The organism is Pseudomonas sp. E315 (assembly GCF_055406205.1).
The window spans coordinates 18,947-44,373 of record NZ_JBUZPJ010000006.1 but is presented as its reverse complement, the minus strand read 5'-3'; the positions used below and the strand labels follow the sequence as shown (position 1 = coordinate 44,373).

Below are 25,427 nucleotides of genomic sequence, written 5' to 3'. Positions count from 1 at the left end.
GAAGAGTTTTTACTCTCCTGCGAATATGACCTTGAACCCGACTCAGTAAGTACCTTTATTCCTATGGCTAAAATTATCGGCATCATTGTCGTGTTCGCGAGTGTTCTTGGCGGATACGTACTTTCCCACGGCAAGATCGGTGCATTGATCCAACCGTTTGAGGTCTTGATTATTGGCGGGGCGGCCTTCGGTGCCTTCCTGCAGGCTAACCCCGGTTATATGACCATGCACGTGATCAAAAAATCACTTGGCATGTTCGGCTCGCGGTTTACCCACACCTTTTATCTTGAAGTGCTGGGTCTAGTTTACGAGATTCTCAACAAAAGTCGCCGCGAAGGCATGATGGCCATCGAGGGCGATATTGAAGACGCGGCCGCTAGCCCAATCTTCGCCAAATACCCCGCAGTGCTTAAAGACGAGCGCATGACTGCGTTTGTCTGCGATTACCTGCGCATCATGTCGTCGGGCAACATGGCCCCGCACGAGCTGGAAGGCTTGTTCGACATGGAGCTGTTCAGCATGAAAGAAGAGCTGGAGCACCCGTCCCACGCTGTCACCGGGATTGCCGATGGCATGCCGGGCTTCGGTATTGTGGCGGCGGTGCTGGGTATCGTTGTGACGATGGCTTCGTTGGGTGAGGGCGACCAAGCTGCGATTGGTATGCACGTTGGCGCCGCGTTGGTCGGTACGTTCTTTGGTATTTTGGCGGCCTATGGCTTCTTCGGCCCGTTGGCGACGTCACTGGCGCACGATGCCAAAGAAGAACTGAACGTCTACGAGTCAATCAAAGCATCGCTGGTGGCCTCGGCCTCGGGCATGCCGCCATCGCTGGCGGTCGAGTTTGGACGCAAAGTGCTGTATCCCAAGCACCGTCCAAGCTTTATGGAGCTGGAACAAGTGGTTCGCGGTCGCTAAGTCATGGAAAACAACCAGCCAATCATTATTAAGCGCGTCAAGCGCTTTGCAGCGGGCCACCACGGTGGCGCCTGGAAAATCGCTTTCGCTGACTTTGCTACGGCGATGATGGCGTTCTTTCTGGTGCTATGGCTGTTGTCCACGGCCACGCCAGAACAAAAAATCGCGATTGCCGGTTACTTCAAAGACCCGATCGGGTTTTCAGAAAGTGGTACGCCTTACATCATCGACTTGGGCGGCACGCCAACGATGGCGCCGGATAACACCCTGAACCCCGAGCAAAAAATGCAGCCGCAGCCGGACAAGATCACGGTCGACACTGATCAGGTCGAAGGCATGGCGGAGCAGGTCGAGAAAGAGCGTCTCGAATTGCTGTTGCAAGAGTTACAGAACAAGGTTGAAGAAAACCCGCAACTGCGCAAGTTCAAAGACCAGTTGTTGTTTGAGATCACCCCGGACGGCCTGCGGATTCAGATCATGGACGCCGAAAATCGCCCAATGTTTGATGTGGGCAGCGCGCGGCTCAAGCCCTACTTTGAAGACATCTTGCTGGCAATGGCAGACACCATCAAAGCCGTGCCTAACAAGGTCAGCATCAGTGGTCATACCGATGCCACGCCTTATGCCAGCGATACGGAATTCGGTAACTGGGAGTTGTCGGCCAACCGTGCCAATGCCGCCCGCCGTGCTTTGGTGGCTGGCAGCTACCCGCAAGATCAGGTCGCGCGAATTGTGGGGTATGCCTCATCTGTGTTGTTTGACAAGGTTGACCCGTTGAACCCGGTCAATCGTCGAATCGACATCGTGGTGCTGACCAAAAAGGCGCAGCGTGCGATTGAAGGTGAGCAAGGTGCTGATGCGGCGAAAGCTGAAACGCCGACCACGCCGATTGACCCGATCACGTTGCCAGCCGATCAACAACCGCCTGCCATGCACGAAGAGCGGGAAAAGCTGAACCTGTTTGACGACAAGGCGCCAGCACCGATCAAGCCGTGATCAACGCTGGAGCGAGCGTGCTCGCTCCAGCAGGGGCTGCCTGTTTAGTAGCTGGACTCAGGCAAGCTGGCGATGATCGAACGATAGCTGTTCATGCGTTGTTGCTGCACGCGGCCATCTTCCAAAGCCATCAGTAACGCACAGCCCGGCTCGCGGTCGTGCTTGCAGTCACGGAAACGGCAGCGGCCGATCAAGTCGTTGAACTCGATAAAACCGGCCTCAACATCGGCCCGGCTCACGTGGCCCAAACCAAACTCGCGAATCCCCGGGGAGTCGATCAGTTCGCCGCCGCCCGGGAAGTGGAACAACCGCGCAGTGGTGGTGGTGTGCGTCCCTTGCCCCGAGATTTCCGACAGCGGCCCAACGCGCAGATTGACCTCGGGCAGCAGGCTGTTGACCAGAGACGATTTACCCACGCCCGATTGACCCACAAACACGCTGATATGGCCGTCCAGTTGCGCTTGCAACTGCTGCATGCCATCACCGTGATGGGCCGACACTTCCAGCACCGGATAGCCCAACTGGCGATAAACACCTAGCAGAGCATTGAGCGCTGGCGAGTTTTGATCGTCGATCAAGTCAGCCTTGTTGAGCAGCAGCAGCGGACGAATCCCGGCGTGCTCAGCGGCCACCAAATAACGGTCGATCAAGTTGGCGTGAGGTTCGGGCATTGGCGCGAACACAATCACGATCATGTCAACGTTAGCTGCCACAGGCTTGAGCTGGCCACGGCTGTCAGGACGGCACAGCTCAGTTTTGCGCGGCAATTGGGCGACGATAACGCCAATCCCTTGATTGCCTGCGCGCCAGACGACTGTGTCACCAGTGACCAATGCGGGCAGGTTAGCGCGCAAGTGGCAACGGAACATCTGGCCTTTCAGCTCGCCTTCCTGGGCTTCAACTTCGACCTGCACACCGAAGTGCGCGATCACCAGACCGAGCTGCTCGGGACCTAAGTCACCGCCTTCAAGCGCTTCGACGGCACTGGATTCGCGTTTGGCGGCGCGGGCAGCGCGCTCACCTTGGATCTTTTCGATGCGCCAGTTTTGGCGGCGATTGAGCTGGCGTTTGGCCATGGGTGTTCCGTGTTGATAAAACGATAAGGAGGGTAAAACGCTGGCGAGTTTAGCACGAGGGCTGCACGCCTAAGCTAAACTGCACAACTAAGCTATGGAGGCCTTTATGAACAACCCGCAGAACCTGATTTGGATCGACCTGGAAATGACTGGTCTGGACCCTGACAACGACGTCATTATTGAAATGGCCACCATCGTCACCGACAGCAACCTCAATATTTTGGCTGAAGGCCCCGTAATCGCCATTCACCACAGCGACGAAGTGCTGGCCCGTATGGATGAATGGAACACTCGCACCCACGGCGGCAGCGGCCTGACCCAGCGCGTCAAAGACAGCACCACCAGCATGGCCGAAGCAGAGGCGCAGACCATTGCGTTTCTTGAGCAATGGGTGCCAAAAGGCAAGTCGCCGATCTGCGGTAACAGCATCTGTCAGGATCGCCGCTTCCTGTACACCCACATGAAAACCCTCGAGAGCTACTTCCACTACCGCAACCTTGATGTCTCCACGCTCAAAGAACTGGTTGCCCGCTGGGCGCCCGAGGTGCGCGACAGCCTGGTGAAAAAAGGCACGCATTTGGCGCTGGATGACATTCGCGAGTCGATTGCCGAGTTGCAGCACTACCGCAAACACTTCATCAAGTTCTAAGCCGATTTTGTAGGCGCTGCTGCAGGCTGCGATCTTGTGATTTTTTATAAGATTGCGGCCAGCGGGGGCTGCCACAAGAAAGCGGCTTGTACTGCCCCCTTTTGGTGCTCGCGCCGAATGAGTAGACTGCGCGCCTTCTTGCAAGGATTGCCGCCATGTTGCTGATGCTCTATCTAGTTGCCATTACCGCAGAAGCCATGACCGGGGCGTTGTCTGCCGGGCGTCGGGGCATGGACTGGTTTGGTGTGGTGCTGATTGCGTGCGTCACTGCGCTGGGCGGTGGTTCGGTACGAGACATGCTGTTGGGCCATTACCCACTGACGTGGGTCAAGCACCCGGAATACTTGGTACTCACCACGTTTGCCGCACTGGTTACGATTTTTATCGCACCGCTGATGCGCCATTTACGCTCGCTGTTTTTGGTGCTTGATGCCCTTGGGCTTGTGGCCTTTACCCTGATCGGCTGCATGACTGCACTTGAAATGGGCCAAGGCATGTTGGTGGCCTCGGTGAGCGGAGTGATAACCGGTGTGTTTGGCGGCATCCTGCGCGATATCTTCTGCAACGACATTCCGTTGATCTTCCGTCGCGAGCTGTATGCCAGCGTGTCCTTTGCAGCTGCTTGGTGTTTCTTGCTGTGCACTTACTGGGAAATGCCCAACGAACAGGCGATTTTCGTCACGCTGTTCGGCGGTTTATTATTGCGTCTGCTAGCCATTCGCTTTAACTGGGAAATGCCCAAGTTCGTTTATAACGACGAACATTAAAATTGTTGGTTGTCGACGGGCGTGTGGAGTTGTAAAGCGAGTCGCTGAAGTCAGTGGCTCGTGTTTTTTTGAATATTATCCATATATTGCACATTGCATGCCCTTTCTAGTTTGTAAGTGGGAAGGATTCGTTTGTCGGTGTCATCTATATAAAGATTAGGTTTGAGCACTATGGCTGGGTGTTGTGTTGTAATGGTGCCCTTTGATGTGGGTAATGTCTCTCAAAAAGAAGGGAAAATTTAATTGTCGCGGATAAGATGGTGTTTCTGGGAAAGAGGGTGGGAGTGAGCGCGTTAGATATTGTCTTTTACTTTGATATATCTGCTTACAGGTGCTTGCTAGATTTTTAATAATGTATCTTTGGGCGGTCTGGTTCATTGGTTTTTTTTGGTTACACTGAGGGCGCAAGTCAGTGCAATGGATGCGCTGATGTATTTATATAGGACATTGAATAATGAACGTAAGAGAAGCTATCAACCCTGCTTATAACGCTCCGTCTGCACCCGCGGACACTAAATTGAAAATAGGAAGGCTCGAGGTTAAGTTTGATGCAGCAGCCTCGACCCGCAGTCGGTCTTTATACGCAAACGGGCGTATGCAAGTTAAGGTGCTTGTTATTATTTCGGGCTTGGATGAGCAAGCGAATGAAGTGGCGTTGCCTGATGAGATTTTGAACACGGTAAAACTGATCCATTACAACGGTAGCCAGCCACTGGCCAATGATGAGCGGCCATTGGTCCATGTGGGTCAGATATTGTCCCGCAGTTGGGCAAGCAGCAAGCAAGAAAACAACTTTGTGCATGAAATCCCAGGTGCGTTTGCACGCATGACTGTAGAGCCTACAGACACTGAGGTGTCGCCGCCGCATGTGCTGACGTTCTGGGTCTCAACCACCCGCGCCGACAGCACCCAAATAGCCGCTGAAGTGACCATGGATGGTGAAGTTATCAGGTCCAACAGGACGGGCAACTTTGGCGACAGAGACAGCAGCGTGACGTTAATTGGGAAGTTGCCAGTTACTTACCCAATGAGCGATTTCCTTGTGAAGAGGCATAAAGGTCTTCTGAATACCTTTGACGTGCACACCGTAGAGCTTTTTCCTGCTGCCGAAGGCCGAAAGCAAATCCCTTTGGTAGGGGGCGAATTGCTGACGGGTATGTTAACAGGGATGGCATTCAGTCATTCAGCAGGTGTGAACACAAGAAATCCTTTGCGATATCACCTTGAAGACGATGAAAAATACATGGGCGTTTTGGGTTCTCAGTTGGCAGGTTATTTTGATGCGTTGGTGGATAACACACAGCCACAGAGTGGGCAGACTGCCGTGCTCAGTGCTATCTATAAGTTGAGTGATGTTAATAAAAGTAGGGGGGGTATTATCTTTTCGCTGATGGATGTCTATGGCACGGAGCATTGGTTTGTTGTTCGGGTTTCGATAAATCATAAAAATGGTGAGCGTGTAGATATTAATGCGTCTAATGAGGAGTTGGGTGATCATCATTTAAATGATTATTCAGTGGTATTTGACATTGACCGTATTTGATATGGGGTGGCTGAAGATAATGTGTTAGTCAAAAAGGAGACTCAGGATGAGTCAGTCCAAAAATGTCTACTCCAATGCCTTTAATTTTAATGATTTTATGGCAGGTGGAGTGGACGCGCGTACAGGGTTGTATACGTGTTCTTTGTCTTTAGGAGCACTTGTGTCGTCGGGGCTCAATGGACCAGAGTTACCGATTAATCTGAGTTTTAACCCGTTGGGTGGTGACACAGGCCTGGGTAAAGGCTGGTCGTTAGCACTGAGCCGTTACGATGTATTGAGTAAAACGCTGTCACTGGCTAATGGCGAAGTGTTTAACGCTATCGAAACGCCGACTGTGTTGGTGTTCGAGGATATGAAGCTAGAGCATCTCAAGGCGCAGGTGCTGGCGCTTGGCCGTTACCGTCTGACCTATAAAAATGGGCAGCGTGAAGAGTTGGCCTTATACGGCACGAGCAGCATCGCCGTTTCGCGTCAGCTCTTTGCAGCCAACGGTGCTAGCTTTTCGTTTGAGTACGAACTAAGTAATGACCAGCCTGTGTTGTGCCAGGTAAGCGATGCCCGGCGTGTGCTGTTGAGCATCCGCCGTCAAGTACACCAGGTGACGCTGACCCAATACCCAGGGTCAGCTCACGAAGCGGTGTATACGTTGAGCCTGAGTGAAGGCCTGTTGACGGGCATTACGTTGCCCACTGGGGAAAAGTGGGCCCTGAAATACGAGGTTTTTGACGGCGCGCCTTATGTGGTCGTGGTCGATTCGCCCTTAGGCGCCCGTGAGGTCATTGGATATAAAGCGATCGGCCAACAGATGCCTAATGGATCGTTTGACTCTATCCGCAGTGTGAGCACGCACACGATTCATCCCGGCCAAGGTCAGCAACCTCTTACCAAGACCTATAAGTTTTCGGATACGAACTTTTTAGGTTTTGGTGCGGGCATCGATGGGAGTGAGCGGGGTGATGCGTTGTACCGCATTGCTGGGCGCTATCAATACACCTCAACTGAGCGGTTGATGGCGGGTGGCAAAGTCCACAGCTCAACGGTGCGCACCTACAACAAATTTCACCTGTTGGTTTCTGAGGTCAGCACGTCGGGCGATTTTCGCCTCTTGAGCGAGATTGAGTATCACGAGCTGCCGAGCAAGTCTTTTAGCGAGCAACCTGCTCAGTTACGGCTGCCAAAAATTCAAACCCTGACGTATCAAAACCTGAGCACAGGGCAGAGTCGCAAGGAGGTGACCTACACAGACTATGACGTGGCCGGTAATCTGCTACGCAAGGTTGAGCCCAGCGGTATTACCGTGTTGTCCACCTTTTACCCGGCAGAAGGCGCGCAAGGGTGCCCGGCTGATCCGATGGGTTTTGTGCGGTTTGAGCGCGAGCGTACGGTTATACCTGCTCCCGGGTTTGCCGCAGCCCCGACCACCATCACCCGCTTTGACTATGAGTCGATGCCAGGCATGGAAGGGGCAGACCAAGAACATGTGGTTTGCACGCGTGAGTCACTCTATGAGCAGGCCGAAGCTGAACAAGTTTTGTGCGTGCAAACCGACTTCACCTATATCAACGACCCTCAAGACTTCCTGCGTCATGGGGTTGTGAGCACACAAAGCGAGCTTCAAAACGGTCAGCGTACTCAGACTCTCTGCAGCTACTCATTGAATGACACCACGCTCACACTGGTGCGGACTCTGATTGGCTTTGACGATACGCGCACTCAGCAGGTGCAAACGCTGTCGAGTGTTAACGGGCTGCTATTGTCAGAGCAAAACGAAGGTCAGCCGCTGGAGGTGTTTACTTACGATGCCTTGGGGCGTGTGTTGAGTGAAACGGTTGCTCCGGGCACTGACTTTGAGGCTACCCGCTCTTCGGTTTATCAGGCTGCCAGCGGTGCAGGTACACCCGCAACGCTAGAGAGGATTGATGTCAATGGCGTGCGCAATAAAGTCACGTACGACGGTTTGGGTCGTACGTCACGTGTTGAGGAGCAGGACTCGGATGGCACGCAAAATGGGCCATTGCGTGAAGTCTACTCAACACACTATGACCAGTTGGGGCATTGCCTTCGGGAAGTACGCACCGACTGGCTGCAAGGTGTGCCACTGGCACTCACCAGCACCTTTGATTTAAGCGCGAATCAACAGCGCTTAATGACGTCCCATCCTGATGGGCGAACAACCTATAGCGAGACAGATTATGTCTTGATGCTTGAGGCTCAATGGACTGAGGGTGCAGGCAAGAGCATTACTCACTTGAACCTGTTCAACAAGCCCGAACGTATTGAAGTGTTTGGCAGTGACGGTACACGTTTGAGCGAAACAGTGAATGTCTATGACGGGCTGGGGCGTTGCATCAGTCAGACGGATCCAGTGGGTAACTGCACAACGTACCAATTCGATGTGTTCAATCGCTTGTGCCGCAGCGTACTGCCAGATGGCCACGCAGTTGAAACCCGGTATGCAGAGCACACGGCAAGCGAGTTGCCGACCGAGGTGACAGTCGCCGGGCTTAGTTTGGGCCAGCAAGTATTCGATGGTTTGGGGCGCTTATCGCAAAGCGCAATCGGTGGGCGAGTGACTCGCTTGGCCTATAACGCCGAAAGCCTGCAGCCCTCTCACGTGCATACCCCAAGCGGCGAGAGCATTGCTTACACCTACGAGCGTAATGTGAATGAGAAAATCACGTTGCGTGAGGCTGCTGACTTATCGGCCAGTTACACCTACGACACCAAGTTGGGCATGCTGTTGAGTTGCAAGGAACAATCGCATGAGTCGCGTTTTGAGTACTACCCAAGCGGGCGTCTCAAGCGTGAAATGACGCTAACCCCTGACGTTGAGAAGCAGGCAAGCCACACGTATTCACTGGCCGGTCGGCCTTTGACGTACACCGATGTACTTGGTGCGGTTCACCATACGACCTATGGGGCGGCAGGATTGCCGGTCTCGTTTGAGCATAACGGTATCAAGGCCGAGTTGAAGTACAACGGCCTGGGCCAGATCGAGACCGTAACTGCGTTTGAAGTGGCCAGTGGGCGTCAAGTCATAACGCTGCTGATGTATGACGACCTTGGGCGCGAGGTTTCGCGACGTTTTGAAAGCGCGGGCTCAGAGGCCAGCACTTTGAGGTCTCGATACACGCCAGCCAGCAAGCTGGCGCAACGAACACTGACCCGAGGGGAGCGCAGTGTTCGAGATGAGCGCTTCAGTTATGACGCACGAGGGCGCTTAAGTGAGTACTACTGCAGTGGTACTCAGTTGCCGGTTGATGCTCATGGCAAACAAATCCTCAAACAGATCTACGTATTTGATGCGCTGGACAACATTGTGACGCTGGAGACTGAGTTTCCAGAGGGCAAAAACATAAGCTTGTTCAGTTACAGCGAGCACGACCCGACTCAGTTGGTGGGCATTGAACACAGCCACCCTGATTACCCGGCTGCTGTCGTCTTGAAGTACGACCTTAATGGCCGCTTGATTGTTGATGAGCAAAATCGCGACTTGCAGTACGACGCTCTAGGGCGTTTGACGCAGGTAACCAGTGCAGAGACCGGCGTGGTGCGTGGGTATCACTATGACGCCCGAGATCAGTTGGTTGAGTTATCTCAGCCCTCAGTCGCACCCACCCAGCGTTATTACTGCAACGACAGGAGTGCCACTGAGATCAATGGTGATCAACGTTCGAGCTCCTTGCAGGTTGCAGGCATCGCACTGGGTTGTCATCAACAAGGGCCAGAGGCAAAAACGACGTTGTTTTGCACCGATCAGCAGCACAGCGTGTTGAGCGCGGTTGTCAGCGGTGAGTATCAATACAGGGCTTATGACACGTATGGGCATTGTGCGGCACAGGGCGGATTGTTCAGTTTGCAGGGCTTTAATGGTGAGCAGCTCGACCCGCTGACTGGGCTTTATTTGCTGGGCAATGGTTACCGCGCTTACAGCCCTGCGCTTATGCGCTTTCAATCGCCGGACAGTTGGAGCCCGTTCGGTGCGGGCGGGTTAAACCCCTATGCCTATTGCCTGGGAGACCCTATCAATCGAGTTGACCCGACAGGGCATTGGTCTTGGGAGTCCACACTCGGGATTGCAATGGCTGTTGTCGGAGTAGCTGCTAGCCTTTTGACGTTAGGTGCTGCAACGCCGCTCGCCATCGCGGGGCTTGCGTTAGGCGCAGCTTCGGCGGTCGCTACCATTACGGGCGCTATCTTGGATGAGCTTGAGCCCCGGTCTGAGGCGGGGGCCATTTTAGGATGGGTTGGTATGGGATTGGGGCTGGCGTCTGCAGCGACAGGGCTGGTGGCGCTGGGCAAAGCATTCAATAAATTTGGTAACCGGCTAAATGATGCCTTTAAACCGGGGCTTGCAGGAAAGGGCGCTATTAAGGCAGGGGCGGCGTTAGCAAAGAACACCACATCGCTTGAAAAAGAGGCGATTAAGTGGAAGGCCGTTCGGCCTAAGCCAAAAGACATCGTGAGTGACTTGGGTGATGTCGCTTTGCGCGACTACGAAGCGTTTGTCGATGCAGTCAATAACGAAAATCTCCACCCTAAATTGGCAGCAAAGTTAATTGGTGACTCCAAATACAGCCCGGTTAAAGGTCTAAAGAAAAGCCTAGGCATATACGAAATCCGTATTGGTGGAAAGGATCGTGTGCTTTTTAGTTTGGAGGGCAGCACGATGACAATCATGCAGGTGGGTGGCCATATCTGAGCCCGGGCTCTTCTACTTCACTGTCGCTGCGCATGTTGTTTGAGCGCCCATGCCACATGTTCTTGCACCAAATCTGATGGGTAATCGCTTCGCGCCTTGAGTGCTTCCAGTACGGGAATGCTCGATGGCGCGTTGCCCAGCCCTACAGCGAGGTTGCGTAGCCAGCGCTCGTAACCTGCCCGCCGTAGGGGCGAACCTTCGGTACTGCTCAAAAATGTGTCTTCATCCCACATAAACAGCTCGGCTAACTCGGCGTTGTCCAAGTTATGCCGCGGTTTGAAGTCGCTCTCGCCTGTGGGGCGGGAAAAACGGTTCCACGGGCACACGATCTGGCAATCGTCACAGCCAAATACCCGGTTTCCTATTAATGGGCGCAGGTCTTCGGGGATGGCGGTTTTCAGCTCAATGGTCAGATACGAAATGCAGCGCCGCGCATCCAGCACATAAGGCCCCACAAAGGCATTGGTCGGGCAAATGTCCAGGCACGCGGTGCAGCGCCCACAGTGTTCGGTGGTGTGAGGTGGGTCTTCGGGCAGAGGCAAATCCACAAACAACTCACTCAAGAAAAAGAAGCTGCCCGCCTTACGATTCAGCACCAAGGTGTTTTTGCCAATCCAGCCGAGGCCTGCTTTTTCGGCGATGGCTTTTTCCAGCACCGGGGCGCTGTCGACAAAGGCGCGAAAGCCGAAAGGGCCAATTTCAGCTTGAATACGATCAGCCAGTTGTTGCACACGCTTGCGAATCAGCTTGTGATAATCGCGACCCAAGGCGTAGCGCGACACGTAGGCTTTTTCTGGTTGAGCCAGTAATTGCGCCATTTGAGTGTCGCCCGGCAGGTAATCCATACGTAGCGAAACCACGCGTAAGGTGCCGGGCACTAACTCGTCGGGGTGTGAGCGTTTGCTGCCGTGGGCGGCCATGTATTCCATGTCGCCGTGGTAGCCGGCATCCAGCCAACGCTGTAAGTGTTGTTCGTGTTCACCCAGGTCAAGCCCGGCAATAGCGACTTGTTGAAAGCCCAACTCACGGCCCCATTCCTTGATGGACTGGGCAAGAGCGGGGAGGTCGGCAGTAATAGCAGGCATGAGGCAAGAGAAACCGGGGCTGAGATGCGTATAATTCTGCCAGACATCGGAGCCCAACACGCATGCCGCAGACCAAACACCTGATTACCCCTCCTCAAACCCTCAACGCACAGACCTTGGCGCGACTGCCTGCGCGTGCCTCAGACGCCCATAAAGGCCAGTTTGGGCATGTGCTGCTGATTGGCGGTGATCGAGGGTTTGGCGGTTCAATTACCCTCAGCGCGCACGCGGCGTTACGCTCAGGCGCAGGCCTTGTGTCGCTGGCGACACGCCCGGAACATGTCGCAGCGGCCTTAACGCGTTTGCCCGAGGTGATGACGCTGGGCGTGTCGTCAGCTAATCAATTGATGGGCGTGTTGGCTCAGGCGTCGGTGTTGGTTGTCGGCCCCGGCTTGGGGCAGGCTGCATGGGGGCGCAGCCTGTTGTCGGCGGCCGCTCAGGCAAAAATGCCACAAGTCTGGGATGCCGATGCGCTGAATCTGTTGTCCAACGCTGGCCTTGCTCTGGCATTTGGCTCCGTGCTGACGCCACATCCCGGTGAGGCAGCACGTTTGCTGGGCGTGAGTACTGAGCAGGTGCAGGCAGACCGCCCTGCTGCGGCCCGTGCGCTGGTTAAAAAATACTCAGTGGTGTGCGTGTTGAAAGGTGCTGGCACATTGGTCGCCGGGCTGAATGGCGAGCTAGCCATGTGCAATCACGGGCACCCTGCGATGGCGACTGCCGGGTTGGGCGATGTGCTGGCAGGCGTGATTGGGGCGTTATTGGCGCAGGGTATGAGTGCATTTGATGCGGCGTGCCTGGCGGTGTGGCTGCATGCCCGCGCGGGAGAGCAGCAAGGGCAATTGGGCCGTGGGCTGGCGGCCAGTGACTTGATGCCAGCCATTCGTCAGTTGTTGGAGGAGCAAACACCGTGTCTGAATTAACACTGCACTTGGCTGATGAAGAGGCCATGACCGCGCTGGGTGCGCGCCTGGGGAAAATCACCCAAGGTCACGGTTTGATTTTTCTGGATGGCAACCTCGGCATGGGTAAGACCACCCTGTCACGCGGCTTGATTCGCGGCCTTGGTCATACCGGGGCGGTTAAAAGTCCGACCTTCACGCTGGTTGAGCCTTACGAAATTGGCGACACCCGGGTGTTCCATTTTGATCTCTACCGTTTGGTCGACCCTGAAGAGCTTGAGTACATGGGGATTCGTGATTACTTCGACGATGACGCTCTATGCTTGATTGAGTGGCCCGATAAAGGTGCAGGCTTTTTGCCAAAGCCCGACCTGACCATTACCATTAGCCCGCATAACGCCGGGCGCTCGCTGAAGTTGTCGCCCCAAGGCACGCGTGGCGAGTCTTGGTGTGAAGCTTTGGCATTGGAATTCAAATAATGATGGGGTTTGGTATGCGCTTTCGCGCGTTGTTGAGTGTCGTTGGACTGTTGCTCAGTGTCATGGCGGTGAATGCCGTTGCGGCGACACAAGTAAAAAGCGTGCGCCTGTGGCGTGCGCCAGACAACACGCGACTGGTGTTTGACCTTACGGGCCCGGTGCAGCACAGCGTGTTTACCCTGACCTCGCCTGACCGTCTGGTGATCGACATCAACGGTGCCACCTTGGGCGGCACCTTGAATGTGCCGATGGCCAACACGCCCATCACCAGCCTGCGCTCAGCGCAACGCACCCCAACCGATTTGCGGGTGGTGATCGACCTGAAAAAATCGGTCACTCCCAAGAGCTTCACCCTTGCGCCTAACGCGCAATATGGCAACCGACTGGTCGTCGACCTGTATGACCAAGGAGTTGACCCTGCTCCAAGCCTGCCAGCGACCAATGTGGTGACGGTGCCCGTGGTGCCTGTCACCCCGGCGCAGCCCGATATTAAGCTGGCGCCTATTCCTAGCGGTAAACGCAACATTGTGGTGGTGATTGACGCCGGTCACGGCGGTGAAGACCCGGGCGCTTCGGGCTCCCAAGGTCAGCGTGAAAAAGACGTCGTGTTAGCAATTGCCAAAGAATTGCAGCGCCAGATCAATGGCATGAAAGGCTTTAAAGCCGAGCTGACTCGTACGGGCGACTACTTCATCCCACTGCGTGGCCGAACTGAAATCGCCCGCAAAAAGGGCGCCGATTTGTTTGTGTCGATCCACGCAGATGCCGCGCCGTCCAAGGCGGCCTTTGGTGCTTCCGTGTTTGCTTTGTCTGAGCGCGGTGCCACCTCTGAAACAGCCCGTTGGTTGGCAGACAGCGAAAACCGTTCTGACTTGATCGGCGGTGCAGGCAACGTCAGCCTCGATGACAAAGACCGGATGCTGGCGGGGGTGTTGCTCGATCTGTCGATGACCGCTTCGTTGACCTCCAGCCTTAATGTGGGCCAAAAAGTGCTGACTAACATCGGTCGCGTAACGCCACTGCACAAACAACGTGTAGAGCAAGCCGGGTTTATGGTGCTCAAGTCGCCAGACATTCCGTCGATTCTCGTTGAAACCGGGTTTATCTCGAACGCCAACGAAGCCTCCAAGCTGGCCTCGGCCAACCACCAGCAAGCGCTGGCTCGGTCGATCAGCAGCGGCGTGCGTCAGTTCTTCCAACAAAATCCGCCACCGGGCAGCTACATTGCATGGCTGCGTGACACCGGCAAAATTGCCCAGAGTTCACGCGAGCACCGAGTGCTTCCCGGCGAGACCTTGGCCATGATCGCCGTGCGTTATCAAGTGGGTGTTGCCACGTTGCGTTCGAGCAACAGCTTGAAAACCGACGAGCTGAAAATCGGCCAAACCCTCAACATCCCCGCCACTGACTTGGTGTCCAAGCAATGAGTGCTGGGGAGCTGAACAGCAGCGCACGGATTGAACTGCTCAGCCCGCGTCTGGCTAACCAGATTGCGGCGGGCGAGGTGGTTGAACGTCCGGCGTCGGTGATTAAGGAGCTGTTGGAAAACAGCCTCGACTCGGGCGCCAAGCGTATTGATGTGGACGTGGAGCAAGCCGGGATCAAGCTGCTGCGGGTGCGCGACGATGGCAGCGGTATCTCCAGCGATGACTTGCCGCTGGCGCTGGCGCGACACGCCACCAGTAAAATTCGTGACCTCGAAGACCTTGAGCGGGTGATGAGCCTGGGGTTTCGTGGGGAAGCGCTGGCATCCATCAGTTCTGTGGCGCGTTTGACCTTAACCTCGCGCACGCGCGGCGCTGACCAAGCTTGGCAGGTTGAAACAGAAGGTCGCGACATGGCGCCACGTGTGCAGCCAGCGGCGCACCCGGTCGGTACGTCGGTTGAAGTGCGCGACCTGTTTTTCAACACTCCGGCGCGACGCAAATTTCTCAAAACCGAAAAAACCGAGTTTGATCATCTGCAAGAAGTGATCAAGCGCTTGGCGTTGGCGCGTTTTGATGTGGCCTTTAACTTGCGCCACAACGGTAAGTCGATCCTCAACTTGCACGAAGCTCATGACGACACTGCTCGCGCCCGACGCGTGGCAGCGGTATGCGGCTCGGCGTTTCTGGAGCAAGCGCTGCCGATTGAGATCGAACGCAATGGTTTGCATTTGTGGGGTTGGGTTGGCTTGCCGACGTTCTCGCGCAGTCAAGCTGACTTGCAATACTTTTACGTCAATGGCCGAGCCGTGCGCGACAAGCTGGTGGCCCACGCGGTGCGTCAGGCGTATCGCGATGTGTTGTTCAACGGCCGGCACCCCACGTTTGTACTGTTTTTTGAGGTTGACCCTTCGGTGGTTGACGTCAACGTTCACCCGACCAAACACGAAGTGCGCTTCCGTGATGGGCGCATGGTGCATGACTTCCTCTATGGCACGTTGCACCGTGCGTTGGGCGATGTGCGCCCCGAAGATCAATTAGCCGCGCCAGCGCCTGTCCCGGGCGCCGAACGCCCGACCGGGCTGGATGCTGGTGAGTTCGGCCCACAAGGTGAAATGCGTCTGGCGGCGCATTTGCTTGAACAGCCTCAATCAGCCCCTGCTCCCCATGTGCCGGGTTCTGGTGCTGGCGCGGGCTATCAGTATCAATATCGCCCGCAGCCTTCGGCGCCTTCTGTGCCGGTCAATGAAGCTAAAAGCGCGTACCGGGAGTTTTTTGCCCCGTTGCCCGAGGCTAATGCCGCGCCGTTGCCCGATGGGCAGGGCGATATTCCGCCGCTGGGCTTTGCTCTGGCACAGCTCAAAGGCATTTACATCCTTGCGGAAAACGCTCAAGGGTTGGTGTTGGTCGACATGCACGCGGCCCACGAACGCATCATGTACGAACGTTTAAAAATCGCTATGGCCAGTGAAGGCCTGAGTGGTCAGCCGTTGTTGGTGCCGGAGTCCATCGCTGTGAGTCAGCGTGAAGCGAATTGTGCCGAGGAGCACGCTGAGTGGTTCCAGCGATTGGGCTTTGAATTGCAGCGCCTTGGCCCCGAGACCTTGGCGATCCGTCAAATCCCGGCGCTGCTCAAACAAGCCGAGGCGCAGCGTTTGGTGCATGACGTACTTGCTGACTTGATGGAATACGGCACCAGTGACCGGATTCAAGCGCACCTCAACGAACTGCTTGGCACTATGGCGTGCCACGGCGCTATCCGGGCGAATCGTCGTTTGGCGATCCCGGAAATGAACGGCTTGTTGCGCGACATGGAGAACACCGAGCGCAGTGGTCAGTGCAATCATGGTCGTCCCACTTGGACCCAAATGGGCCTGGACGACTTGGACAAACTCTTTTTGCGCGGTCGCTGATGACAGGTTCCAACGCTTTACCCCCCGCTATTTTCTTGATGGGGCCTACCGCTGCCGGTAAAACCGACTTAGCCATTGAGCTGAGCAAGGTGCTGCCGTGTGAGTTGGTCAGCGTCGATTCGGCACTGGTTTATCGCGGCATGGACATCGGCACGGCCAAGCCGTCGAAAGACATTCTGGCCCAGCACCCGCATCAACTGATCGATATCCTCGACCCGGCTGACAGCTATTCGGCGGCTGATTTTCGGCGCGATGCGCTCAAATCGATGGCTGAAATCACCGCACGGGGCAATATCCCGCTGTTGGTGGGCGGCACCATGCTGTATTTCAAGGCGCTGAATGAAGGGCTGGCCGATATGCCCGCAGCAGATCCAGAGGTGCGCGCGCAGCTTGAAGAAGAGGCGCAGCGCCTTGGCTGGCAAGCCTTGCACGATCAGTTGGCAGCGATTGATCCTGAATCAGCGGCGCGTATTCACCCCAATGATCCGCAGCGTTTGACGCGGGCATTAGAGGTTTACCGGGTCAGTGGCATGAGCATGACAGCCCATCGTCAGAAACAATCTGAACAAACGACTAAAGCAGCGGCTTCAGGCGCTAGTCAATTGCCCTATACTGTCGCAAATCTGGCCATCGCCCCGGCGAACCGTCAGGTGCTGCACCAGCGAATAGCACAAAGATTTGAGCAAATGCTGGAACAGGGATTCATCGACGAGGTCCTAGCCCTGCGTAATAGAAGTGACCTGCATGCAGGGTTGCCGTCTATACGTGCTGTGGGTTATCGCCAAGTGTGGGATTACCTGGATGGGAAGCTGACAGCGGCCGAGATGCAGGAGCGCGGCATCATTGCCACGCGCCAATTGGCCAAGCGTCAGTTCACCTGGTTGCGCAGTTGGGCTGATCTACAGTGGCTTGACAGTCTGGACTGCGACAATCTGCCGCGAGCCTTGAAATACCTGGGATCGGTCTCCATATTGAGCTGAGTCTCCAGAAATGCCGTCTATCCTATGGGTGTGGCGTCATCAGTCATCCAATTTCGTTTCTATTTTTTTATCCTTACAGGAGTGCGGCATATGTCAAAAGGGCATTCGCTACAAGACCCTTACTTGAATACTTTGCGTAAAGAGAAGGTGGGCGTTTCCATCTACTTGGTCAACGGGATCAAGTTGCAGGGCACTATCGAATCTTTCGACCAGTTTGTAATTCTGCTGAAAAACACAGTCAGCCAGATGGTCTACAAACACGCTATCTCGACAGTAGTGCCAGTACGTCCAATTCGTTTGCCGAGCGCAGCTGAATCTGAACTGGCTGACACTGAACCAGGTAACGCTTGATAGGAGTCTGCTTTGTTCTTTGAGCGCCACGGTGGTGGTGAACGAGCGATCCTCGTTCACTTAGAAGGTCAGGACCCTGAGGCGCGCGAAGATCCGCAGGAGTTTCAGGAGCTCGCTGTATCGGCTGGCGCCGAGACCGTCGCGTTTTTTAACGTGCCGCGTCATCGGCCATCGGCCAAGTACCTGATTGGCACTGGCAAGGTCGAGGAACTGCGCGACCTGGTCAAGGCCGAGAAGGTCGACATTGTGATTTTTAATCACGTCCTCACGCCCAGTCAGGAGCGAAATCTCGAACGTGTGTTTGAGTGTCGTGTGCTTGACCGTACCGGGCTGATTCTCGACATCTTCGCCCAACGCGCCCGTACCCATGAAGGCAAGCTCCAGGTCGAACTGGCCCAGCTTGACCACATGAGCACGCGTCTTGTGCGCGGCTGGACTCACCTTGAGCGTCAAGGGGGTGGCATCGGTAGTCGTGGCCCGGGTGAAACCCAGCTCGAAACCGACCGACGTCTGCTGCGTGTTCGCATGAGTCAGATCAAGTCCCGTCTGAAAAAAGTCCGCAGTCAACGCGAGCAGTCTCGTAGAGGGCGCCAACGCGCCGACATTCCTACGGTGTCGCTGGTGGGCTATACCAACGCGGGTAAATCCACGTTGTTCAATTCGGTCACCGGTTCTGACGTCTTTGCGGCCGACCAATTGTTCGCCACACTCGACCCGACCTTGCGCCGCCTTGATTTGGGCGACTTGGGGCCGATTGTACTGGCTGACACCGTGGGCTTTATTCGTCACCTTCCGCACAAGCTAGTTGAAGCTTTCCGGTCTACGCTCGAAGAGTCGAGCAATTCCGACTTGTTGCTGCATGTGATTGATGCGCACGAGCCTGAGCGCATGGCGCAGATCGAGCAGGTGATGGTGGTGTTGGGCGAGATTGGCGCCCAAGACTTGCCGATCCTCGAGGTCTACAACAAAATCGATTTGCTTGAAGGCGTTGAGCCGCAGATCCAGCGCGATGCCGATGGCAAACCGCAGCGGGTCTGGTTGTCGGCGCGCAACGGGCAAGGGTTGGAGTTGCTGGAACAAGCCATTGCCGAGTTGTTGGGCAATGATTTGTTCGTTGGGACCTTGCGCTTGGGCCAGCGTTTTGCTCGACTGCGAGCGCAGTTCTTTGAGTTGGGTGCGGTGCAAAAAGAAGAGCACGACGATGAAGGTGTCTGCCTGCTGGCTGTCCGCCTGCCGCGATCCGAGCTTAATCGCTTGGTCAGCCGCGAAGGGATACAGCCCGCAGAGTTCATCGAAGAACACACTTTGCAATAAAAGCCTCGCAAAGCGGTCGTGCCGCTGTGATAGGCATTCTGTAGCATTGGTCGGCGCGCCGTGGGCGCGTCTTTGCTTTATCAGATGGAGAGCGCTATGGCTTGGAATGAGCCGGGTGGCAACTCGAATAATCAAGATCCTTGGGGTGGCAAACGCCCTAAAAATGGCGACCGCAAGGGACCACCAGATCTCGACGAGGCCTTCCGTAAGCTGCAGGAAAGCCTGAATGGGTTGTTCGGTGGTGGAAAAAAACGCACTGGCGGTAGTGGCAGCGACGGCGGATCGAATGGCAAGGGCGCTGGCTTTGGCCTGCTCGGCATCGGTCTGGTCGTGCTTGCGGCTGTCTGGCTTTACAGCGCCGTGTACGTGGTCGATGAACAAGAGCAAGCCGTTGTGCTGCGCTTGGGCAAGTACTACGAAACCGTAGGGCCAGGTTTGAACCTCTACCTGCCGCCGTTCGATAAAAAGTACATGGAAAACGTAACGCGTGAGCGTGCGTACACCAAGCAGGGTCAGATGCTCACTGAAGACGAAAACATCGTCGAAGTGCCGCTGACCGTGCAGTACAAGATCAGCAACCTGCGCGATTTCGTGCTTAACGTTGATCAGCCAGAAGTCAGCCTTCAGCAGGCCACCGACAGCGCCTTGCGTCACGTCGTGGGTTCTACCTCGATGGACAAGGTGCTGACCGAAGGTCGTGAGCAAATGGCAGTCGAAATCAAGGAACGCTTGCAGCGCTTCCTCGATACCTACAAGACCGGTATCACGGTGACTCAGGTCAACGTACAAAACGCAGCTGCACCGCGTGAAGTACAAGAAGCCTTTGATGACGTGATTCGTGCTCGTGAAGACGAACAGCGTGCTCGTAACCAGGCTGAAAGCTACGCCAATGGCGTGGTGCCAGAAGCCCGTGGTCAAGCTCAGCGCATCATCGAAGATGCCAACGGCTACCGCGACGAAGTGGTTTCTCGCGCCAAGGGTGAAGCAGACCGCTTTACCAAGCTGGTCGCCGAGTACCGCAAGGCACCAGAAGTTACGCGTGATCGTCTGTATCTGGACACCATGCAGGAAGTCTTCAGCAATACCAGCAAGGTTCTCGTGACCGGCAACAAAAACGGCCAGAGCAACCTGCTTTACTTGCCGCTGGACAAAATGATCGAAGGTCGTAATGGCAGCACCCCGGCAACGGGTTCGGCAGCCGCGGCGAGCACTAACGATGCTGCCTCGCACGTCAGTACAGATCTGCCGCAACAACCGCGTACCAGGGAGAGTCGCTGATGAGCAATAAATCGCTGATCGCCCTTATTGTTGGCGTTGTCGTGGCGGTGGTTGCCTGGAACAGCTTCTACATCGTCTCGCAAACCGAACGTGCAGTGCTGCTGCGCTTTGGGCGCGTGGTTCAGGCGGATGTTCAGCCTGGCATGCACGTGAAAATTCCTTACGTTAACCAGGTGCGCAAGTTTGACGCCCGCCTGATGACGCTGGATGCGCCGACTCAGCGTTTTCTGACGCTGGAAAAGAAAGCTGTAATGGTTGATGCCTTCGCCAAGTGGCGCGTGAAAGATGCCGAGCGCTTCTACACCGCAACCTCCGGCATGAAGCAGATTGCTGACGAGCGCTTGTCGCGTCGTCTGGAATCAGGCCTGCGTGACCAGTTCGGTAAGCGCACCCTGCACGAAGTGGTGTCGGGTGAGCGTGATGCGTTGATGGCTGACATCACTGCATCGCTGAACAAAATGGCTGAAAAAGAGCTGGGCATCGAAGTTGTCGATGTTCGGGTCAAGGCTATCGACCTGCCTAAAGAAGTGAACCGCAGCGTTTTCGAACGTATGAGCACCGAGCGTGAGCGTGAAGCTCGTGAGCACCGGGCCAAGGGTAACGAGCTGGCAGAAGGCATTCGTGCTGACGCCGATCGTCAACGTCGTGTACTGCTGGCTGAGGCGTATCGTCAGTCCGAAGAAGCACGCGGTGATGGTGATGCTCAGGCCGCGGCGATCTACTCCAAGGCTTATGGTCAGGATCAGGAGTTCTACAAGTTCTATCGCAGCCTGCGCGCTTACCGCGAAAGCTTTGCGAACAAGAGCGACGTTCTGGTTCTGGACCCAAGCAGCGATTTTTTCCGCTATCTGGAAAAATCCAAGCCGCAGCAGCAGTAAAAGGTATGTGGCCACTCTTGTAGGAGCGAGCTTGCTCGCGATGCAGGCAGCGCGGTTTGGCAATGAAACTGCGTTGAAGCAATCACGAGCAAGGCCGCTTCTGCATAGAATGCGTCGCATGTACTCACTCCGCCCGGCGGTCAAATTGCCTGGCGGGGTGATCCTTTTAGAAAACGTGTGTATGATGCGGCAGCCGGGAAATTCCCGGCTTTTTTGCGTCTGCATGTTTGATTGACCGACTGGCTGGTACAGCGTCGGCAGATTTTTCGAGGAATGTGCTGTCTGAGCCTGTCGTTTCGGGCTTTTTTGCTGTGCGCGTTCAAGACGCAGGCACGTTCTGCTTTACTCAAGGCTCGCCTGCTGGCTGGCCGCCCGGATCATAGGGGAATGGCGTAATGGCAACGGTAGACCGCTGGCTCTTGCCAGATGGCATCGAAGAAGTACTTCCACCTGAGGCTGCGCGTATCGAAGTCGCACGCCGTCAGGTGTTGGATCTGTTCCAGAGCTGGGGCTATGAGTTCGTCGTCACCCCGCATATCGAATACCTGGAGTCCCTGTTGACAGGGGCTGGCCAGGACCTCGACTTGCGGACCTTTAAGGTTATTGACCCGCAAACGGGTCGCCAGATGGGTTTTCGTGCCGACATCACCCCGCAAGTAGCGCGCATTGATGCGCATACCCTGCGTCGTGAAGGGCCGAGTCGTCTGTGCTATGCCGGTAGCGTATTGCATGCTCAGCCACGTGCATTGTCGTCCTCACGCAGCCCGATTCAGTTGGGTGCCGAGTTGTATGGTGATGCCAGCCCGAGCAGCGACGTAGAAGTCATCAGCCTGATGCTGGCAATGCTGCAACTGGCTGACGTTCCGGATGTCCACATGGACTTGGGACACGTAGGTATTTACCGCGGTCTGGCCCGTGCGGCCAACCTGTCGGTTGAAGTGGAACAACAATTGTTCGACGCCCTGCAACGTAAGGCGATCGACGAAGTAACAGCCTTGACCGAAGGCTTGCCCGCTGATTTGGCAGGTATGCTGCGGGCATTGGTTGATTTGTGTGGCGGCCGTGAAGTACTGGACGCTGCACGTGTGCGACTGGCCAAGGCTCCGGCCCCGGTATTGGCTGCTCTGGACGACTTGCTGGCAATTGCCGAGCGGTTGTCTGTGCGCTTCCCTCAGTTGCCGTTGTATTTCGACCTGGGTGAGTTGCGTGGGTATCACTACCACACGGGTGTCGTGTTTGCGGTCTTTGTACCGGGCGTTGGAGACTCCATCGCTCAGGGCGGTCGGTATGACGATATCGGTGCTGACTTCGGTCGTGCCCGTCCGGCTACCGGCTTCTCTACCGATTTGAAAACCCTGGTAACCCTGGGGCGTGCTGAAGTCGAGCTACCGTCTGGCGGTATCTGGATGCCCGACAGCACAGATGCGGCACTCTGGCAGCACGTTTGCCAGCTTCGCAGTGAAGGTCAGCGTGTGGTTCAGGCATTGCCCGGGCAGCCACTGACCGCCGCCCGTGAGGCAGACTGTGACCGCCAATTGATTCAGCAGAACGACTTGTGGCAAGTAGTGCCGCTGGTTTCTTGAGTTTTCCTGCCGGCGGCTGCCGGCACCAAGTTTGCGCGAATGAGGACAAGTGTTATGGGTAAGAATGTCGTAGTCCTGGGCACCCAATGGGGTGATGAGGGCAAAGGCAAGATCGTTGATCTGCTGACCGAACATGCTGCCGCTGTAGTGCGCTACCAAGGTGGCCACAACGCTGGCCACACCTTGGTCATCGACGGCGAAAAAACCGTTTTGCACCTGATTCCATCGGGCGTATTGCGCGAAGGCGTGCAATGCCTGATCGGCAACGGTGTGGTGGTTGCTCCCGACGCCCTGCTGCGTGAAATCATCAAGCTGGAAGAAAAAGGCGTACCGGTGCGTGAGCGTCTGCGTATCAGCCCGTCCTGCCCGCTGATCCTGTCGTTCCACGTTGCGCTGGACCAGGCCCGTGAAAAGGCCCGTGGCGAGCTGAAGATCGGTACAACCGGTCGCGGCATTGGCCCGGCTTACGAAGACAAGGTTGCACGTCGCGGCCTGCGCGTTGGCGATCTGCTGAACATGCCGCGCTTTGAAGCCAAACTGCGTGAACTGGTGGAATACCACAACTTCATGCTGGTGGGTTTCTACAAAGAGCCTGCCATCGACTTCGACAAAACGCTGGCCGAGTGCAAAGAATACGCTGAGCTGCTCAAGCCGCTGATGCTGGACGTGACTGCTGAGCTGCACGACCTGCGTCGTGCTGGCAAAGACATCATGTTTGAAGGCGCTCAGGGTTCGCTGCTGGACATCGACCACGGCACCTACCCGTACGTGACCAGCTCCAACACCACTGCTGGTGGCGTGGCTACGGGTTCGGGCGTTGGCCCGATGTTCCTGGACTACATCCTGGGCATCACCAAGGCTTACACCACTCGCGTAGGTTCGGGCCCGTTCCCGACTGAGCTGTTCGACGACGTCGGCGCTCACCTGGCCAAGCAAGGTCACGAATTCGGCGCAACCACTGGCCGTGCTCGTCGTTGCGGCTGGTTCGACGCCGTAATCCTGCGTCGTGCTATTGATGTGAACAGCATCTCGGGCATCTGCCTGACCAAGCTGGACGTACTCGACGGCCTAGAAACCATCAACATCTGCATTGGCTACAAAGACGCAGAAGGTAACGACATTGCGCCGACTGACGCTGACAGCTACGTAGGCCTGCAGCCTGTGTACGAAGAAGTGCCAGGCTGGACCGAGTCGACCGTGGGTGCCAAAACCCTGGAAGAACTGCCAGCTAACGCGCGCGCTTACATCAAGCGCGTTGAAGAGCTGATCGGTGCTCCGATTGACATCATCTCGACAGGCCCGGATCGCAACGAAACTATCGTTCTGCGTCACCCGTTCGCTTAAGTCGCTGTTGATGTAAAACAAAAGGCCCTTCGGGGCCTTTTGTTGTTTTGGTAAGCGGCACGCCCTTTGCTGTAGGAAATGTATCCAAGTGTGCCATCAACGTAATGGCACCGATGTAGAGGGGTTCTCCATGTCCGCCGTACTCTCACTGTTACAAAGCCGTTTATTGCGGCCGGTATTCGTTACCCTTGGTATCGCTCTTTTGGTGCAAGTGTTGGTGGCGGTTGCACTAACTCGGAGCACAGTCTCTGCACTTGAGGGTGATTTAGCGGTACGTCTGGGGGCTGACAGTCAAAAACTTTCGGGTGAACTTGAGCAGGCCGGACGTGAAGTCAAAGGCAGTTTGGACAGCCTTTCTGCCAGTACACGCGAACGTTTGACCGCCGGTTTGGCGCCTCGCTTAAAAGAAGAGCAAGAACAGCTGTGGGGTACGCTGGAGAAGAGTCTGATGGATTCGGCCAACGATATGGCGCAACTGCTGGCGGCTGTCGCGCCCCGTGCCATGTGGGACAGTGATGTTCCTGCGCTGTCTGAATTCGCCCGTCGCGCTCAGCGCAATCCCAATGTGTTGTTTGTGGTGTATGACGACGCAGCGGGGCAACATCTGACGCGTTACCTCAATCGTGAAAACCCTATCAACAAAGCGCTTTTGGAAAGGGGCAAAGGCGAGCGTGCGCTCGACAAAGTGCTGGATGCCGCTCGCAGCGATCCAGCCGTGTATTACCTCGAAGCGCCCATTAGCCCTAACGGTGTCGAGATCGGCAAGGTTTTGATGGGGGTTTCCACCGCGTCAGTAGAGAAGGACTTGGCTGCCCTTGATAAGCGTTTTGCAACGTTGATCGTGAATAGCGAGCAGTTGGTCGGCGAAAGCCTGCAAGGGGCGGCCAGTGACAGTGCTGCGGCCCTGGGCGCGCGTTTGCAATCGGCTCAGGCTGCAGCGGCGCAGATGCAGGCCAACACCGCCACCGTTGTGCGTGAAGCGGCTGACACCTTGCGCTGGCGCATTGGCTTGGGCTTGGCGATTGTGGGCTTGGGCGTATTGCTTTTGCTGGCTGTGGTGCTGGGCCGGCGAGTGGTCAACAAGTTGCTGTTGTTAATTGCGGCGCTGGACGACTTGGCAGCAGGTGAGGGGGATCTGACCAAACGTGTGGGCCTTAACAGCAAGGACGAGATTGGTGACATGGCGGCGGCGGTTAACCGCTTTGTCGAAAAACTGCAGCCTATCGTGCGCGAAGCCGGTGATGTTGC

At 55.9% G+C, this 25,427-nt stretch carries 19 protein-coding genes and 1 pseudogene; 18 read left to right on the top strand and 2 right to left on the bottom strand.

Annotated elements, in window-relative coordinates:
- Positions 1 to 63: 63 nt before the first annotated feature.
- The gene (gene motA / locus ACZRJQ_RS10730) at positions 64 to 915 is read left to right on the top strand and encodes a flagellar motor stator protein MotA (RefSeq protein WP_463978331.1); all 852 of its coding nucleotides are present in this window, start codon (positions 64 to 66) and stop codon (positions 913 to 915) included.
- A 3-nt stretch (positions 916 to 918) separates the two neighbouring features.
- Complete coding sequence (gene motB, locus ACZRJQ_RS10725; RefSeq protein WP_463978330.1) at positions 919 to 1,911, top strand: flagellar motor protein MotB; 993 nt, start codon at positions 919 to 921, stop codon at positions 1,909 to 1,911.
- Positions 1,912 to 1,955: 44 nt separating this feature from the next.
- On the opposite strand, the gene rsgA is transcribed toward motB, so the two are convergent.
- A complete protein-coding gene (rsgA, locus tag ACZRJQ_RS10720) occupies positions 1,956 to 2,987 on the bottom strand; it encodes a small ribosomal subunit biogenesis GTPase RsgA (protein WP_463978329.1) in 1,032 nt (343 codons plus the stop codon).
- A gap of 106 nt (positions 2,988 to 3,093) precedes the next feature.
- Between rsgA and orn the strand changes: the two genes are divergently transcribed.
- From orn to ACZRJQ_RS10700, 4 genes are all read left to right on the top strand, one after another.
- Positions 3,094 to 3,636, top strand: a complete 543-nt coding sequence (gene orn / locus ACZRJQ_RS10715) for an oligoribonuclease (protein ID WP_463978328.1) — start codon at positions 3,094 to 3,096, stop codon at positions 3,634 to 3,636.
- Positions 3,637 to 3,791: 155 nt separating this feature from the next.
- Positions 3,792 to 4,403, top strand: a complete 612-nt coding sequence (locus ACZRJQ_RS10710; RefSeq protein ID WP_463978327.1) for a trimeric intracellular cation channel family protein — start codon at positions 3,792 to 3,794, stop codon at positions 4,401 to 4,403.
- Positions 4,404 to 4,857: 454 nt separating this feature from the next.
- On the top strand, positions 4,858 to 5,946 hold the full coding sequence (locus tag ACZRJQ_RS10705) for a hypothetical protein (RefSeq protein ID WP_463978326.1): 1,089 nt from the start codon (positions 4,858 to 4,860) through the stop codon (positions 5,944 to 5,946).
- A 46-nt stretch (positions 5,947 to 5,992) separates the two neighbouring features.
- On the top strand, positions 5,993 to 10,648 hold the full coding sequence (locus tag ACZRJQ_RS10700; protein WP_463978325.1) for an RHS repeat-associated core domain-containing protein: 4,656 nt from the start codon (positions 5,993 to 5,995) through the stop codon (positions 10,646 to 10,648).
- A 17-nt stretch (positions 10,649 to 10,665) separates the two neighbouring features.
- Here ACZRJQ_RS10700 and queG read toward each other — a convergent pair whose 3' ends face one another.
- Positions 10,666 to 11,733 carry a tRNA epoxyqueuosine(34) reductase QueG gene (queG, locus tag ACZRJQ_RS10695; RefSeq protein ID WP_463978324.1) on the bottom strand — a complete coding sequence of 356 codons (1,068 nt, stop codon included), beginning with the start codon at positions 11,731 to 11,733 and terminating at the stop codon, positions 10,666 to 10,668.
- Between the two features lie 62 nt (positions 11,734 to 11,795).
- On the opposite strand from queG, the gene ACZRJQ_RS10690 reads away from it, so the two are divergent.
- From ACZRJQ_RS10690 to ACZRJQ_RS10635, 12 genes and pseudogenes are all read left to right on the top strand, one after another.
- Positions 11,796 to 12,656: an NAD(P)H-hydrate dehydratase gene (locus ACZRJQ_RS10690; protein WP_463978323.1), complete on the top strand. Its 861-nt coding sequence runs from the start codon at positions 11,796 to 11,798 to the stop codon at positions 12,654 to 12,656.
- Entirely contained in the window at positions 12,644 to 13,114 is a 471-nt protein-coding gene (gene tsaE, locus ACZRJQ_RS10685) for a tRNA (adenosine(37)-N6)-threonylcarbamoyltransferase complex ATPase subunit type 1 TsaE (protein WP_463978322.1), read from the top strand. The genes ACZRJQ_RS10690 and tsaE overlap by 13 nt, the downstream gene beginning before the upstream one ends.
- Positions 13,115 to 13,128: 14 nt before the next feature.
- Positions 13,129 to 14,541, top strand: a complete 1,413-nt coding sequence (locus tag ACZRJQ_RS10680) for an N-acetylmuramoyl-L-alanine amidase (protein WP_463978321.1) — start codon at positions 13,129 to 13,131, stop codon at positions 14,539 to 14,541.
- Positions 14,538 to 16,451: a DNA mismatch repair endonuclease MutL gene (gene mutL, locus ACZRJQ_RS10675; protein ID WP_463978320.1), complete on the top strand. Its 1,914-nt coding sequence runs from the start codon at positions 14,538 to 14,540 to the stop codon at positions 16,449 to 16,451. The genes ACZRJQ_RS10680 and mutL overlap by 4 nt, the downstream gene beginning before the upstream one ends.
- The gene (gene miaA, locus ACZRJQ_RS10670; protein WP_463978319.1) at positions 16,451 to 17,431 is read left to right on the top strand and encodes a tRNA (adenosine(37)-N6)-dimethylallyltransferase MiaA; all 981 of its coding nucleotides are present in this window, start codon (positions 16,451 to 16,453) and stop codon (positions 17,429 to 17,431) included. The genes mutL and miaA overlap by 1 nt, the downstream gene beginning before the upstream one ends.
- Positions 17,432 to 17,521: 90 nt before the next feature.
- Entirely contained in the window at positions 17,522 to 17,782 is a 261-nt protein-coding gene (hfq, locus tag ACZRJQ_RS10665; protein ID WP_463978318.1) for an RNA chaperone Hfq, read from the top strand.
- A gap of 12 nt (positions 17,783 to 17,794) precedes the next feature.
- Positions 17,795 to 19,096: a ribosome rescue GTPase HflX gene (gene hflX, locus ACZRJQ_RS10660; protein ID WP_463978317.1), complete on the top strand. Its 1,302-nt coding sequence runs from the start codon at positions 17,795 to 17,797 to the stop codon at positions 19,094 to 19,096.
- A 96-nt stretch (positions 19,097 to 19,192) separates the two neighbouring features.
- Positions 19,193 to 20,374 carry an FtsH protease activity modulator HflK gene (hflK, locus tag ACZRJQ_RS10655; RefSeq protein ID WP_463978316.1) on the top strand — a complete coding sequence of 394 codons (1,182 nt, stop codon included), beginning with the start codon at positions 19,193 to 19,195 and terminating at the stop codon, positions 20,372 to 20,374.
- Positions 20,374 to 21,252, top strand: coding sequence for a protease modulator HflC (gene hflC, locus ACZRJQ_RS10650; protein ID WP_463978315.1), 879 nt, complete (start codon positions 20,374 to 20,376; stop codon positions 21,250 to 21,252). The genes hflK and hflC overlap by 1 nt, the downstream gene beginning before the upstream one ends.
- A gap of 395 nt (positions 21,253 to 21,647) precedes the next feature.
- The gene (locus ACZRJQ_RS10645) at positions 21,648 to 22,835 is read left to right on the top strand and encodes an ATP phosphoribosyltransferase regulatory subunit (RefSeq protein WP_463978314.1); all 1,188 of its coding nucleotides are present in this window, start codon (positions 21,648 to 21,650) and stop codon (positions 22,833 to 22,835) included.
- Between the two features lie 54 nt (positions 22,836 to 22,889).
- Positions 22,890 to 24,179 (top strand): adenylosuccinate synthase, encoded by a 1,290-nt coding sequence (locus ACZRJQ_RS10640; RefSeq protein ID WP_463978313.1) that lies wholly within the window; start codon positions 22,890 to 22,892, stop codon positions 24,177 to 24,179.
- Between the two features lie 130 nt (positions 24,180 to 24,309).
- A pseudogene (locus tag ACZRJQ_RS10635) lies at positions 24,310 to 25,386 on the top strand (HAMP domain-containing protein); the annotation flags it as partial.
- Between the last annotated feature and the right edge of the window lie 41 nt (positions 25,387 to 25,427).

Coding starts and splice junctions, on each gene's coding strand:
- queG (WP_463978324.1), bottom strand. CDS start 11,733: ATGCCTGCTATTACTGCCGACCTCCCCGCTCTTGCCCAGTCCATCAAG.
- ACZRJQ_RS10710 (WP_463978327.1), top strand. CDS start 3,792: ATGTTGCTGATGCTCTATCTAGTTGCCATTACCGCAGAAGCCATGACC.
- rsgA (WP_463978329.1), bottom strand. CDS start 2,987: ATGGCCAAACGCCAGCTCAATCGCCGCCAAAACTGGCGCATCGAAAAG.
- hflC (WP_463978315.1), top strand. CDS start 20,374: ATGAGCAATAAATCGCTGATCGCCCTTATTGTTGGCGTTGTCGTGGCG.
- ACZRJQ_RS10690 (WP_463978323.1), top strand. CDS start 11,796: ATGCCGCAGACCAAACACCTGATTACCCCTCCTCAAACCCTCAACGCA.
- ACZRJQ_RS10680 (WP_463978321.1), top strand. CDS start 13,129: ATGCGCTTTCGCGCGTTGTTGAGTGTCGTTGGACTGTTGCTCAGTGTC.
- motB (WP_463978330.1), top strand. CDS start 919: ATGGAAAACAACCAGCCAATCATTATTAAGCGCGTCAAGCGCTTTGCA.
- miaA (WP_463978319.1), top strand. CDS start 16,451: ATGACAGGTTCCAACGCTTTACCCCCCGCTATTTTCTTGATGGGGCCT.
- hfq (WP_463978318.1), top strand. CDS start 17,522: ATGTCAAAAGGGCATTCGCTACAAGACCCTTACTTGAATACTTTGCGT.
- ACZRJQ_RS10640 (WP_463978313.1), top strand. CDS start 22,890: ATGGGTAAGAATGTCGTAGTCCTGGGCACCCAATGGGGTGATGAGGGC.
- ACZRJQ_RS10705 (WP_463978326.1), top strand. CDS start 4,858: ATGAACGTAAGAGAAGCTATCAACCCTGCTTATAACGCTCCGTCTGCA.
- mutL (WP_463978320.1), top strand. CDS start 14,538: ATGAGTGCTGGGGAGCTGAACAGCAGCGCACGGATTGAACTGCTCAGC.
- ACZRJQ_RS10700 (WP_463978325.1), top strand. CDS start 5,993: ATGAGTCAGTCCAAAAATGTCTACTCCAATGCCTTTAATTTTAATGAT.
- hflK (WP_463978316.1), top strand. CDS start 19,193: ATGGCTTGGAATGAGCCGGGTGGCAACTCGAATAATCAAGATCCTTGG.
- ACZRJQ_RS10645 (WP_463978314.1), top strand. CDS start 21,648: ATGGCAACGGTAGACCGCTGGCTCTTGCCAGATGGCATCGAAGAAGTA.
- orn (WP_463978328.1), top strand. CDS start 3,094: ATGAACAACCCGCAGAACCTGATTTGGATCGACCTGGAAATGACTGGT.
- motA (WP_463978331.1), top strand. CDS start 64: ATGGCTAAAATTATCGGCATCATTGTCGTGTTCGCGAGTGTTCTTGGC.